This is a genomic window from Paenibacillus sp. GYB003, assembly GCF_036577625.1.
Taxonomy (GTDB): Bacteria; Bacillota; Bacilli; order Paenibacillales; family NBRC-103111; genus Paenibacillus_AB.
On sequence record NZ_JARBDC010000070.1, the window covers coordinates 14,546 to 28,300 of the forward strand.

Below are 13,755 nucleotides of genomic sequence, written 5' to 3' on the forward strand. Positions count from 1 at the left end.
TAGCAAACGCGTTTAAAATTACTTCACGTCGTAGCCTTGTTCTTCTATCGTTTCCTTGACCGTTTCGAGGGAAAGCTTGCTTTCGTCGAACGACACTTCGACCGAATGGCCGGACAAATTCACTTTCCCGGCGGCCCCGATTTGCTTCAACGCGCCTTCGATCGAGTTCACGCAATGCTGGCAGCTCATGCCTTCCACTTGCAGCGTTACAGTTTTCATCGTCTCATCATCCTTTGCTTGAATAGTTTCGATTCGTCGCAACTATTATGGCCGAATCGCGTTGTCGCCTTTCACGATTTTAGTATACCCCACTACCCTATATTGCGTCAATACTTTTTTTACGATACCCTCGTACCCTATAAATAAGTTTCAAAAAAAGCGCCGCCTCCGCTGCCGCTCCGACGGAAAAAAGGGCAGCATTCTCTGCCGCCCGCCCGTTTACTTCATTAATTTGTTCATCGTCGTCATCAGCTCGCTAACGACGTCGGTATCGCCTTCCTGAATCCGTTCGATGACGCAGCTCTTCAAATGATGCTCGAGCAAAAGCTTGCCGACGCCGTTCAGCGCCGATTGGACGGAGGCGATCTGGTTCAACACGTCGTCGCAGTACGTGTCCTTCTCGATCAACCCTTTAATGCCGCGGACTTGACCTTCGATCCGGTTCAAACGGGAGATCAGGCTGCTTTTCACTTTATCCGAATGATGGCTTTTCCGTCCGGATTCGTCGTGCGAGCAGCATTCCGCCCCCGCTCCGGCCGTTTGTTCCATCGTTTCCGTTTCCGTACTCATTCGACTCGCCCCCTTTGCTTTCGATTATACTATACTCCCACCCCCTATTCCAAGAGGGAATCGTGCCGTTTGGCTTCCCTTATTATGCGCCGAGGAATTGCGCAAGCGGCCGTTCGCGTATGGTACAATAATGAAGAAAATACATTTCGGCAAAGGAATTCATCGCGATGATACCCATAAACCGAGCACATACCGAAACGGAGCTTCGAAAGTTCGTCGGAACGGACGCCTACGTTCACAGCGAAGCGACCTCGTTCGTATTCGTCCGCAACTTCAAGGTCCGGGTGACGAACGCTTTTGTTGCCGGAGAAGGCCCGTACCGCGTCGCCCTTCGCTTCGACGGACACGGCTGGCTCAGAATGGAAGCGCTCACGCATGTTGAGGTCGACGAGGCGGAGCGGCTGCTGCTGGCCGGCTACGACGACCGGGGACGAATGAACGTCGCCCTTCATCTGGGAAAGGAGCCGTTCCCCGAATGAACGCATCCGCGATAAACAAGACGCGAAAGCTGCTCGCCGTATTCGCCCATCCGGACGACGAATCGTTTATTTGCGGCGGCACGCTGGCGAAATACGCCGCCGAAGGCGTGGACATTACGCTCGTTAGCGCCACGCGGGGCGAGATGGGACGGCGCATGGGCAATCCTCCCTATTTGAACCGGGAAACGATGGCGGCCGCCCGGGAGAAGGAGCTGCGGCAAGCTTGCGGCTGTTTGGGCATCCGGCGGCTCCTCTTCTTCGATATTCGCGACAAGACGGTCGAGTTCGTCGACGAAGCGGCATTGACCGGGCGAATCGAAGCGCTTATTCGCGAGATCGGCCCCGACGTCGTGCTGACGTTCCACGAGAAGCTGGGGGGCCACCCGGATCATTGCGCGATCGGCAAAGCGGCGACGGCCGCCTGCAAACGAGCCGGGCTGCTGGAGTCGCTGTACTTTATTTCCTTCGGCGGCACGATGGAGCGCCCGGAACCGTACGGCTATACCCGCGACGATATCGTCAAAATCGACATTTCCGCTCATCTCGAAGCGAAGCTGTCGGCGTTCCGGGCCCACCGCTGCCAGTCCGAGATCGACGAATGGGTATGGCTTCCGGACCGCGAAGCGCTGACCCGGTTCGGCAAGCACGAATATTTCATTCGTGCCGCCGCGGATCGGAAGAAGCGAAAGCCGGACCGTTTATTTTAGTTCGTTCGGATTGACATACGGCTAACGAACCGAACAAACGTTATCGGTGCCGATTGCGAAGGTTCAAATTTGTAACGAACTCCAATATCGCTATGACCGGCAAATCGGGTCGATTTCTTCCACTTTCGGCTCGATAGCGATGCGTAGATTTGTAAGCCTGGAAAAGCGATCGTTTTCCCGCCGATAAGCATAATACGATTCGTTAGCCGTCGCCCCGGATCCGCCCGGTCGAAAAAACGGCGGACGCCTTCCCCTTTATTCGGCTTCAACGATGGCCGGCATCGGCCAGCCGCTCGTACAGCAGCTCCCGCTCCGCCTCGAGCATCGCCTTCTCGCCGTGCAGCGCCATAAGCTTGCTTGCCTCCTCCTCCGCCATCATCGCTTCGTCCAGCAGCGCCAGCTTCCGTTCCACCGCCGCGATGTCGGCTTCGAGCTTCGCCTCGAGACGCTCGCGCCTCGCGTCCTCCGCCTTGTCGCGCGGCAGCGCGCGTTCCCGTACGCGACCGCCGTCGCAGGCGCTTTCGACGCCTGCCGCCGCATTCGCCGTCCCGCCGGCGCCGAGCTCCTCCCGCTTCCGTTTCGCCTCGGCATACGTCCCCTCGTACCGGGTCAGCTTCCCGCCTTCGAGCCAATACGTTACCGGGAACAGCTTGTTCAGCAAATACCGGTCGTGCGAGACGCAGACGACCGTGCCGGGGAACGACGCGAGCGCCTCCTCCAACGTTTCGCGGGCGTCGATGTCGAGATGGTTCGTCGGCTCGTCGAGCACGAGCACGTTCAGCTCCCGGTGCATCAGTTGCGCCAGCCGGAGCCGCATTCGCTCGCCGCCGCTCAAGCCGCCCACGCTGCGGAAAACGGAGGCGCCGTAGAACAGGAAGCCCGCCAGCAGCCGGCGCGCCTCGCCTTCCTCCACCGCGACGGCGTCGCGAAATGCGTCCAGCACCGTCTTCCGCTCGTCCGGAAACAGATCCTGCTGCGCCAAATAGCCGATCCTCACGCCGCTGCCAAGCTTGACCGTCCCCTCGTCCGGCTTCAGTCCTTCCGCGATCATCCGCAGCAGCGTCGACTTGCCGCTTCCGTTTGCGCCGACGATCGCCGCGAAATCCCGGTGGCGGACGCGGAGGCCGACCCCGTCGTACAACGTTCGGACGCCGTCTTCCGCCGTTCGGTGCGACAGGCGCACGTCCTCCATGACGACGACGTCGCTGCCGCCGCGCTCGCCGACGTCGAACGCAAGCCCCATCCTCCTGCGCTCCAGCACGGGGCGGTCGATCTTCTCCATCCGGTCGATCGCCTTCCGCATCGCCGCCGCCCGCTTGAACAGCGCCGGATTGTCGGCTTGGGCCGCCCACGCCCGAAGCCGCTTGATCGCCTCCTCCATCTTCCCGATCTTTTTTTGCTGCTCCTGATACGCGGCGAACTCCGCCAGCAGCCGACGCTCTTTCTCCTCGACGAACCGGGAGTAGTTGCCGTGATAAACGTCCGCGGCGCCGCCTTCCAGATCGACGATTTTGTTGACGACGCGATCGAGAAAATACCGGTCGTGCGAGACGATCAGCACGCTGCCCCGGTACGTCTGCAAATACGATTCCAGCCATTCGACGGCGGCCAGATCGAGATGGTTCGTCGGTTCGTCCAGCAGCAGCAGGTCGGGCTCCTGGAGCAGCATGCGTCCCAAGCATACCTTCGTCCGCTCGCCCCCGCTCAAGCCGGCGAACGGCAGCGGCAGCAGCCGTGCGATGCCGAGGCCGTTCGCGACGCGCGACAAGCTCGCGTCCGCTTCGTATCCGCCCTGGGCGGAGAAGGCGTCCTGCAGCGCTCCGTATTCGCTCAGCGCCTTCCTCGCAGCCTCCGGGTCCCGCGACGCCATAAGCGATTCCAGCTCCTCCATCCGATCGCGCATCCGGTACAAATCGGAGAGCGCCTCCCGAAGCACGTCCCCCGCCGCAGCCTCCTGCCCGTAGTCGGGAATTTGCGCGAGCAGCGCCGCCCGGCTTCCTTTCTTCCAACGAACGGTCCCGGAGTCCGGCAATTCCGAGCCGGCCAGCAGCTTCAGCAACGTCGTCTTGCCGCAGCCGTTCGGGCCGACGAGCCCGATCCGGTCCCCTTCGCGGACCTCGAGCGACAGTTGTTGAATAACGGGCGTTCCGCCCCATGTTTTCGTAATGGTATCCGCCGTACAAAGCATCATATCGATCATCCTCGCATTCGGTTTATTGGGTACGACAAAAAAGCCGCAGGCAAAAGTCAACCTTTTGCCCGCGGCTTCCCATAAAGGGCGCCGATCGAATGCGGTTATGAGCATTCGTTCGATCTACGGGGTCAAAACGTTGCAATCGCCGAAAAAGGACAGACTTCTCCCGTCTGCGGCCAAACGGAATACGATCGTAGCTTGATGCACCCAATAGTGGGACCACTTGCTACGCGCGGCGACTTGCAACATTTCGACACCTCCCTTACCGAACCGATTTCAAAACGACACGTCCACTATACCAAAAAACGGGAAAAACCGCAACCGGGCTGCAGCCCGGCCGCCGGCGCTTCCCGCCTTTCCCGGTCCGACCCTTTCGGATACCGACGTGAACGGCTAACGGACGCCACGGAGACTGATTCGCCCAAAACGGCCGTTTTCGAACGGACGATCAGCTGAAGCAGGTGCATACCATAATGATATTGCCGTCCGGATCCTTGAACGTAAAGTCGGACAAGTCGGGATACGTTTGAATGTCCGTTACGATTTCCGCGCCGAGCCTGCGCACGTGCTCATAGGCGGCGTCGATATCCGCGGCGCTCAGGTTGAACAGCGGCTGATTGGACGGAACGAACGCGTAGTCCGGCTCGAGGCAGTGGTCGTCGAGCGTAAGACCGGGCCGGCCGGGCCCCATCCCGAACGTATAGATCGGGCCGGCGAACGGCCCTTCCCCGACGTCGACGCCGAGCAGCTCGGCATACCAGCGTACGGCTGTTTCCAAATTCGTCACGTGGACGAAAACGGTGTCGATTCTGTTTTCGATCGGCTTCGGCATAGCGATGACCTCCGCAATAGGGTATAGCCTATTCCTATTCGCGATACGGCTCCGCTTTCCTTCTCGCCGGCCCGAAGCTTCCGTCAAAACCAAGTTCCGACCGCGCCGCTAATTTCCCATTTGCCGTCCGCCCGGCCCGCAAGCCGGATCGAGTCGCCCGGATTCGCCGACGCCACGACCGGACCCGACCCTGCCGGCTTCATAATCGCGGCTCCCGGCTGCGGAACGACGGCAAGCGCATGCGGCGCTTCGACAAAAAACGTGAACGCATACCCCTTTTTGGCCGCCGGCAGCGTCAGCTCGATCGCGCCGGAAGCGCCCGCATTCGTAATCGTATGTCCGATATGGCCGACGCTCACCGGACCGGACGACGCGATCGCGACGGAGGGCGCCGGAACGCCGGACGAGTGAATATCCTCCGCGGCCGGATCGATAGCGTACAAGCTTTGGGCGCCGCCCAGTACGGCGCAGCCGTCGAATACGACGTTTTTGATCGTTTCTTTGGCGTTGCGCTTGATCGCGAAGCCGCGAACGACGAGCGGGACGCTTCGATCGTCTATCGATTCGCAGCCGGTAAACCGGACGTTGCCGATCGTCGTTCTCGCCTGCTGCGGAACGGTCGTTACGATGAACGAAGCCCCGTACCCGTACGGATCTTCGGGCGCATTAACCGTGTTGCAATTGATCGCCTTGCAGCGGACGAAAGTCGTCCGAACGCTTTCCGACGAATTGGACAACACCGAATAACCGGCGTACTGCTCGTATTCGGCGACGCAGTCTATAAATTTCACTTCGCCCTTGACCGCCCTTGCGCCGTCGCCGCCGTAATTGACGGAGGAGCCGAACGAGTTGCCGCGCGTCCGGCAGTTTTCGAACGTAATGTCGACCCGTTCGTTCGCCGCCGTCATGCGATGCAGCGAAACGAGGAAGCCGCGGCCCACGTTGCCGTCCGCGACGCAGCCGACAAAGCGGATGCGTTTCAAAACGTCCGCGCCCGTATTGTTGTTCGGCTCGATGTCGACGCCGCTTTTCGGCGCCGTGCCGGTCGTATTCGTAAACCGGCATCGGTCCGCGAGAAATCCGTCGACCGAAATGATCGACAGCCCTTGCCGGCGGTTATTGTTCGCCGTGCAATCGCGGAGCGTTATGTTTTTGCAATACGGCTGCGCCGCCTCGTAGTTGCCTACGTAAAAGCCGTCGCCGCCGCTGTCGTTCGCGCTGATCCGTTCGATCGTCACGTTTTCCGATCCGCTGATGTCGAAGATGTGCGCCTGCTCGCCGGACGCATAGGCGGCCTTGTTCATTTTCAATACGGCGCCGTTGCCGACGATCCGAACGTTTTTCGCGTTTTTGATGCGAATGAGCCGTTCGTACGGAGCGTTGCGGTTGAGCGTATCGACCGCTTGCACGACCGTTCCCGGCTCGAACTCGACGACGATGTCGCTCGGGACGAACAGCTGCCCGGTCAAATAATAGGCGCCGGTTTGCTTCGGGATGAACAGCCGCTTTCCGGCCGCGGCGTTCAGCGCGTTTTGCAGCGCCGCCGTTTCTGCGGTCGCGCCGTCGCCCGCCGCCCCGAACCAGGTGGCGACCACCGTGTCGCCGACGACGCGCTTGAACCGTTTGCCGCCGGCGGTGACGACGACGGTTCCCGTATCGTCCGCCGAAGCCGTATCCGCCGGATCGTACAGGAACAAGCCCTGCTTGCCCGGGTCGACGACATAATAGGCGTCGTCCGGACGGGCGTCCGCTCCGTTCCGCAGCTCGGCCAGCGTCGTTTTGACGCAAAATTCGACGCTCTCCAGGTCTTTCCAATGGAACCTGCCGTTAGCTTGGCCGGCGCTGCCATAAACGCTTCCCGTCACGCCGGCTTGCGCGGCCGTACCGGCACCCGCGTTCAACATGCCGCCGGCCGCAAGGGCCGCGCCCGCCGCTCCGAGCGATGCGAGCAATTTTCGTCTGCTGATCGTTTCCATCGTTTGTTCCTCCTCGATTGTTCCGATTCATGCGGGCGAGATCGTCAACGATCCCGCATCGGTCACTCCGACTTTGTAAACGGTTCCATTCGGCGACGCGATCGACAGCTCCGTCGCCGTCAACCCTCCCGCCGTCCCGATCGTCGCCCACGTTCCCGGCGTGCCGTCCGCCGTGCATACCCAGCCGACGGGCGACAGCGACGACGGCTGCGCGTTCCATAGGACGGTTCCGCGCTTCCACGCTCCGGACGTCGGCACGGCCGTCGCCCATCCGACCGCCGCCCCTTTCGTCTGGATTTCCGGCGTCCCCCATTTGCTCAAATAAGCGCCTCCGATTACCGGAACTCCGGCGCCGGCAAACACATTGCTCTCCGTAATGCGCAAATCCGAGCCGGCGGCCGTCGCGTCGATCAAAATGCCTTTGACTCCGCATTCGGTCACATTGCCGTCGAACAGCGAATCGGTTACGACGTTTCCGAAATAATAGCCGCCGCCGGTTACGTTCGTCATCTGGTTGCCGGCTATGAGATGTCGGCTCGTCGCGGTCGAGCCGGCGAAGCGGACCGCTCCGTCCGACGACGTCGTATTTTGGATCCGGTTGCCGCAAAAACGGACCGCTTGGCAGCTTTGGAACGTGACGGCGACGGTTCTTGCGGCGTCGAACACATTGTCCGCGATGACCGGCGCGACGGCGTTCGCGACGTTCCAGCCGGCCGGGCCGGTCGAATAATCGCGATTTCCGCTGATTTCCAACCCTTTCACGACATTCGAGCTTGTAATCATCCGGCCGGCGCCGTAAAATTCGTTGCCGCGGATCGTCACGTGTTCGGAGGCGCCCGTCGTCGTGCTGCAGCGGAACAAATAGCTCGACTTCCCTTTGTTGCCGGCGATCGTAATGCGGCGGTTCGGGTACGCGGCGTTCGGATTGTACGAATTGACGAAATAAATTTCGCTGTAAAACTCGTTGCCCTCGATCCAGACGTCTTCGACGAGATCGGAGCCCGTCGACGACCCGTTCGGCTCCAGGTCGATCGCCGACACGTACGGGAACGGGTCGCTGATCGCGTTGGCGGCGATCCGCACGTTGCGGCCGGATACGACCGCGACCGCGCAACGCCGCGGGTTGCTCAGCACGTTTTCGCGCACTTGCACGTTTTCGCACGGCGCGACATAGTCCGAGCCGATGTAGACGCAGTCCCCGTACGGGGCATGCAGCCAGTTGTTGTGCACGCAGACGTTTTTGGAATGCGAAACGTAGACCAGATGAGACCATTCCCCCGCCGTGCCCGAGGAGTAGCCGCCGTTCAAATAAAGACCGGACAGCTCGAGACCGCCGCCGGCATACCCGACGATCAGAAACATCCGCTTCGCCAATTGCCCGTTCGGCCCGTCCATGCGTATTTCCGGCATGCCGACGCCGAAAATCGAGTTCGTTAACGAGACGGGGCCGGACAGCCTGTAATAGGACGGAGGAGGAGGCACGAGCACCGGTCTTCCCGTCGCCGCCGCCGCTTGGAACGCCGCCGTGTCGTCGGCCGTTCCGTCTCCGACGGCCCCGTGGTCGAGGACGTTCGCCCAACCGGGGTCCGCGCCCCCCAGCGGCGTCGTTCCTCCTCCGTAAACGCTGGAAGCGACGCGCGGACCGGCCGCCGCCTCCGCGCTGCCTGCGGCAAGCTGCATGAACGTTCCGCCCGCTGCGACCGTAAAGCCCGTCGCCCCGAGCGCGGCCAGCAGCTTGCGCCGCGTCAAGGCCGGCCCCGCTTCGCCGGGCGCCGCGCTCCCCGCGCCGTCCGAGCCATCTTCGCGCTTCGTTCTTTCCATGCCGTCCGTCCGTTCCTCTCCGATGCCGAGCTTCCGCGAATCCGTCATTTTTCAAATCCCTCCGTGTGGAATCGATTGAAAACATGCGGGTCTGAACAAAAGCTGTATAGGCAAAGCGCCGGCGTAAGCCGTGCGCGTTGCTGGAACAAGGCGACACCGGATAAGCCCGGCGATTCGAACTCATAACACGATTTCGTTTATGTATTTGAGCCTTTTCAGAGAAATTTTTGTTACACGTGTTCCATCCGCACGTACCGACACCGGCGAATAAATCGTGCAACCCGTGCTGCAGACCGTCAGCTTTTAACCCCATCATATTACACGTGTTCGCAGAGGGTCAAGCTTTTTTTGCCGCGAAAGCGGTCGGCGGCGCATCGCCCGGAACGCTCCGCCGGAAAGCTTTTTATTCCGGGCCGGAGGCGACTTTGCCGACCGATTTCCGGATATGCATCTCGCAGCCGATTTCGACTTCGGCCCATCGGCTTTCGCCTCTGCCGTCCCGGCCGGTCAAAATGTCGAGCGCCGTCGCGGCGAGCCTCGGGATCGACGGACCGACCGTCGTCAGCGGCACCTCCATCCGCTCCATCTCGGGGATGTCGTCGTAAACGACGAGCGAATAGCGCTCCGGGATTTTTATTTTCCGTTTGCGAAACAGCTTCAGCAGCTCGAACGCATACGTCTGGCTGTCGACGACGAACGCGGTGGGCCCTTCTCCGCCCGCTTCGAGCAGCGGCAGCAGCTTGTCGTCCGTCACCGAATCGCCCGGATCGATCTGCACGTAATAATGGTCGTGGTAGTCGAGACGCAATTCCAGCAGCCCTTGCGTAAAGCCGGTCAGCTTGTCGGAACGGTTGCCGACGAACGTCAGCCTGCGGTGCCCTTGCCCGGCCAAATACCGGACCGCTTCGTACACGCCGGATTTGCGGTCGATGCCGACATAGTGCGTCCGCTCCATCCTGCCGCCGCCCATCAGCAGCATGCTGCCGTGAAACAGCTCGCGGCGCTTGACGAATTGGGCGTTCGGCCGCCAGTCCGGCGCGCACCAGAATACGATCCCGTCGACGAAATGCTCGTTGAAAATGCGAAGCGCCTCCGGGGGCTCGGCCAGCGACAAAATGACGTCGAGCCCGCGGGACGCCGCTTCCTTCTGAATTTGCATGCCGAGATGGTAAAAAAACAGCCCTTCGATTTTCGGCCAGATGAGCCCGATCGAATTCGTCTTGCGATCGACCAGCCTTTTGGCCGCCAAATTCGGCACGTAGTTCATCCGCGCGGCGATGGCGACGATTTTTTTGCGGATGTCCTCGCTGACGCCGGGCGCGCCGTTCAACGCTTTCGAGACCGTCGGATGGCTCACGCCTGCTTCTCTCGCTATATCTTTGATCGTTACTTTCATCGGGACGGGCTCTTCCTTTCCGGTCGTAAAAAATATCGCTCTTCGTCCCTCATTATATTACACGTGTTCGCAAATGTTAAGAGCCGAAATCGGCCCGTCCCGCGGGCGTCTCGCGACGCCCGCCGGTTAAAATTTGACCAAATCGTCGATCCGCACCGCGCCGCCGGTTTGCATCGACAGATTGCCCGCCACGCCGGTCAAAATCGAAACCGCTCCGTCGACATGGGACGCCGCCCGGCGGAACCGGTCTTCCGTCCGCTCGCCGAACAGGTCGTTCAGCAGGATCGGGTCGCCGCCTCCGTGTCCCCCCGCGCGTTCCTCGATTTCCACCTCGTACGCTTTGTCGAACATCGGCTGCACCGTCAGCTTTTTATACGACAAGGCGCCTTCGTCTTCCTTCTTGCCGCCGGAATTGACGTAAGCGCGCTCGACGACCTTCATCTCGATGCGTCCTTTGCTTCCGTTAAAGACGACGTTGTAGCCTTCCCACGGCAAGTAGGCGTTCAGCGAATACGTCATGATCGCCTTGTTTTTGTAGCGCACCATGACGCCGAGCGTGTCCTCGATGCTGATGCCGTCGCCGAACACGCTTTGATCGCGCTGGTAGCCGTCGTCTTTTTCCGCGTCCAAATAAAGCGACTTCAGGTGGGCGTTTTTCTCGAGATGGATCGCGAACGGATCGTTTTTCGCCGCCTCGCTGCCGTAGGCGCGCTGGTAGAAGCTCGTGACGCCGCGCCGTTCCGCGTTTTCCCGGCCGTAGAACATGAGCCCGCCCATCGCGTAAACGGTATCCGGGGTCGTGCCGAGCCAAAAGTTGACGAGGTCGAAATGATGCGTCGATTTATGGACGAGCAGCCCTCCGCTGTTGCGCTTGTCGCGGTGCCAGCGGCGGAAATAGTCGGCTCCGTGCACCGTATTGAGCAGCCATTCGAAATGGACGGAGAAAATGTCCCCGATCGCGCCGTCCATAATGAGCTCGCGAATTTTCGTATTGTGCGGCGCGTACCGGTAGTTGAACGCCACGCGCAGATCGCGTCCGGTTTTTTTGACCGTATCGAGGATCAGCTGGCATTTCTCCGCGTCGATCGTCATCGGCTTCTCGGTCACGACGTCGCAGCCGAGCTCCATGGCGCGGACGATGTACGTATGATGCGTCCGGTCCATCGACGTGACGATGACGACGTCCGGCGCCTCCTTCCGGACCATCTCGTCGAATTCATGACTGCCGTACAGCGCGACTTCCGGATGCGCGTATTTATCCTTCAGCAGCCGATTCGCGTATTCGAGCCGGGTCCGGTTTATGTCGCAAAAGGCGACGAGCTCGCATGTGTCGCGGAAGCTTTTGGCCAGCGCGCCGTAAAAAAACTCGGCTCTGCCGCCCGTCCCGACCAGGGCGTACTTCTTTCGTGTCACTTGAGGCCACTCCTTTTGGTAAAAGATGCGTACGCCCTCATTGTATAGCAAAAATTTTGCGATTTCTCCGATTTGTTTGCGCTTTTCCGCCTTTTTTGCGCATATTTTGCGGTCGCCGGCGTTACGCGATGCCGGGGTCTGTAGTACAATTCAGTGGGGGGAGGTCGTCAGCCGTGAAGGAACCGTTTTACATCCATATCAGCAAAATTTCCGGCCATCACTCGATGCCGTCCAACCATTTCCACGAGCCGTACGAAGTGTACTATTTGCTGTCCGGGGAGCGCCATTACTTCATCAAGGACCATACGTACAAAATCGCCAAAGGCGATCTCGTATTCATCGATAAAAACGAGCTGCACAAAACGAGCGATGCCGGCGTGCCGAATCACGAACGCATTTTGATCAATTTCAACGAGCGGTTTCTCGACCGTTTCGACGAGCCGCTTCTGTACGAGCCGTTCCGGCGCAAAACGAGAAGACTGCGGCTGAATTTGCCGGAGCGCGAATGGATCGAACGGCTTTTGTTCGAAATGCTGCAGGAGGATCAGGAGCAGCCTCCGGGCCATGTCGCTTCGCTGCAGGCGAAGCTCGTCTCGCTGCTGCTGTGGTGCGCGCGGAAGCTGGACCGCCAGGAGCGGGAGCCGGCCGCGCACGAGCATGAAAGTCCGGCGCACAAAAAAATTTCCGAAATCGTCGAGTTCATCAACGACACGTACGAAACGCCGCTTTCGCTCGAATCGGTCGCCAAAGCCCACTATGTGAGCCCGTTTCATTTAAGCCGCATGTTCAAGCGGGTAACCGGCTTTACGTTCGTGGAATACGTCAATACGGTGCGGGTGCGGGAGGCGCAGCGGCTGCTCAAGGAGACGGGATGGAAGGTGACGCGGATCGCGGAGGCGGTCGGCTATGAAAATATCGGGCATTTCGGCCGCGTTTTCAAAAAATTGACGAAAACGAACCCGCTTGATTACCGGAGGTCGGTCAAGCGGGCGGAAACGTAGCGGACAAGCCGCCGTTCAGTGGGTGTAGGCGGCGACGTTGTTTTGGTCGATCGCCTCGTGCAGCGCCGCATTCAAGCCGCTGGCGATAATGTTGGCCGTATCCTCGATGAATTGGTCGATATCTTTCGGCGTCACGAGCAAATTATGGCCGACCGGCTCGAGCACTTCGCGGACGAGCTGCAGCCGCTCGTTTTCGTCCATGCTTTCGAGCATGCCGAATATTTGGCTCGTATTGCTCGTCTGGTTTTTGAAATGGTTCAGCATCATGTCCATCGTGCTGTTCACGATCGTCGACGCATAGACGACGGTCGGCACGCCGATCGCGATGACCGGAACGCCCAAAAAGTCGACGGTCAGCCCTTTCCGCTTGTTGCCGACTCCCGAGCCGGGGTGAATGCCCGTATCGGCGATCTGGATCGTCGTGTTGACCCGCTCCAGCGCCCGCGAGGCGAGCGCATCGATGGCGATGACGAGGTCGGGGCGCGATTTTTCCACGATGCCCTGGACGATTTCGCTCGTCTCGATCCCGGTCGTGCCGAGCACGCCGGGAGCGACGGCGCTCACCTGGCGGTAGCCGGGGCTGACCTGTTCGGGCATCAGCTCGAAATAATGGCGCGTCACCATGACGTTGTCGACGACGAGCGGTCCGAGGGCGTCCGGCGTCACGTTATTGTTGCCGAGCCCGATGATGAGCACCTTCGCGTCTTTGCCGATACCGATCCGCAGCAAAAAATCGGCGAATTCCTGGGCGAAGCGGGTCGCCACCTTGTCCTGCAAATCCGAATCTTTCTCGCGCAGGCGCGGAACTTCGATCGTCACGTAATGGCCGCGCAGCTTTCCGACCGCCTGCGCGCCTTCGTCGGTTTCGATCGTCATCTTCGTGATCGTCATGTCCCCGTCGTCTTCCGACGTTTCCGTATGTACGCCCGGTATCGCGTCCCCGAGCCGGCCCGACGCCATCTCCTTCGCTTCCAGCGCCAGGTCGGTCCGTACGGAATATCGGCTTAAATCGAGATCCATGTCAAATCGCTCCTTCCGGTTGTCGACTGCTTGTTAGTTTGTGAGAAAGCCGGAACGATTATACGGAACCCTTTTCGCGGAATCGTTGCAATTTGGGACTGCCCATGGTAAAATGTATAAAGTTGTC

Annotated in this window: 12 protein-coding genes; 3 read left to right on the forward strand and 9 right to left on the reverse strand. The window is 60.1% G+C overall.

Going from position 1 to position 13,755, the window contains the following annotated elements; all coding sequences use genetic code 11:
- Positions 1-18: 18 nt before the first annotated feature.
- Both PV407_RS23105 and PV407_RS23110 read right to left on the reverse strand, forming a co-directional pair.
- The gene (locus PV407_RS23105; RefSeq protein ID WP_332092364.1) at positions 19-219 is read right to left on the reverse strand and encodes a copper ion binding protein; all 201 of its coding nucleotides are present in this window, start codon (positions 217-219) and stop codon (positions 19-21) included.
- A gap of 219 nt (positions 220-438) precedes the next feature.
- On the reverse strand, positions 439-768 hold the full coding sequence (locus PV407_RS23110; RefSeq protein ID WP_332092447.1) for a metal-sensitive transcriptional regulator: 330 nt from the start codon (positions 766-768) through the stop codon (positions 439-441).
- Between the two features lie 188 nt (positions 769-956).
- On the opposite strand from PV407_RS23110, the gene PV407_RS23115 reads away from it, so the two are divergent.
- Positions 957-1,268 (forward strand): DUF1806 family protein, encoded by a 312-nt coding sequence (locus PV407_RS23115; protein ID WP_332092365.1) that lies wholly within the window; start codon positions 957-959, stop codon positions 1,266-1,268.
- Complete coding sequence (locus tag PV407_RS23120; protein WP_332092366.1) at positions 1,265-1,975, forward strand: PIG-L family deacetylase; 711 nt, start codon at positions 1,265-1,267, stop codon at positions 1,973-1,975. The genes PV407_RS23115 and PV407_RS23120 overlap by 4 nt, the downstream gene beginning before the upstream one ends.
- 265 nt (positions 1,976-2,240) lie before the next feature.
- Here the strand turns inward: PV407_RS23120 and abc-f are convergent, their stop codons facing one another.
- From abc-f to PV407_RS23150, 6 genes are all read right to left on the reverse strand, one after another.
- Positions 2,241-4,166 (reverse strand): ribosomal protection-like ABC-F family protein, encoded by a 1,926-nt coding sequence (abc-f, locus tag PV407_RS23125; protein ID WP_332092367.1) that lies wholly within the window; start codon positions 4,164-4,166, stop codon positions 2,241-2,243.
- A gap of 451 nt (positions 4,167-4,617) precedes the next feature.
- On the reverse strand, positions 4,618-5,001 hold the full coding sequence (locus tag PV407_RS23130) for a VOC family protein (protein ID WP_332092368.1): 384 nt from the start codon (positions 4,999-5,001) through the stop codon (positions 4,618-4,620).
- 83 nt (positions 5,002-5,084) lie between these two features.
- Positions 5,085-6,977: a right-handed parallel beta-helix repeat-containing protein gene (locus PV407_RS23135; protein ID WP_332092369.1), complete on the reverse strand. Its 1,893-nt coding sequence runs from the start codon at positions 6,975-6,977 to the stop codon at positions 5,085-5,087.
- Between the two features lie 27 nt (positions 6,978-7,004).
- Positions 7,005-8,846 (reverse strand): hypothetical protein, encoded by a 1,842-nt coding sequence (locus tag PV407_RS23140; protein ID WP_332092370.1) that lies wholly within the window; start codon positions 8,844-8,846, stop codon positions 7,005-7,007.
- Positions 8,847-9,201: 355 nt separating this feature from the next.
- A complete protein-coding gene (locus PV407_RS23145) occupies positions 9,202-10,194 on the reverse strand; it encodes a LacI family DNA-binding transcriptional regulator (protein WP_332092371.1) in 993 nt (330 codons plus the stop codon).
- A 126-nt stretch (positions 10,195-10,320) separates the two neighbouring features.
- Positions 10,321-11,607, reverse strand: coding sequence for a Gfo/Idh/MocA family oxidoreductase (locus PV407_RS23150; protein ID WP_332092372.1), 1,287 nt, complete (start codon positions 11,605-11,607; stop codon positions 10,321-10,323).
- 173 nt (positions 11,608-11,780) lie between these two features.
- Here PV407_RS23150 and PV407_RS23155 point away from each other — a divergent pair, with 173 nt between their 5' ends.
- A complete protein-coding gene (locus PV407_RS23155) occupies positions 11,781-12,608 on the forward strand; it encodes an AraC family transcriptional regulator (RefSeq protein ID WP_332092373.1) in 828 nt (275 codons plus the stop codon).
- 15 nt (positions 12,609-12,623) lie between these two features.
- Here PV407_RS23155 and gpr read toward each other — a convergent pair whose 3' ends face one another.
- On the reverse strand, positions 12,624-13,628 hold the full coding sequence (gene gpr, locus PV407_RS23160; protein ID WP_332092374.1) for a GPR endopeptidase: 1,005 nt from the start codon (positions 13,626-13,628) through the stop codon (positions 12,624-12,626).
- Positions 13,629-13,755: the final 127 nt, after the last annotated feature.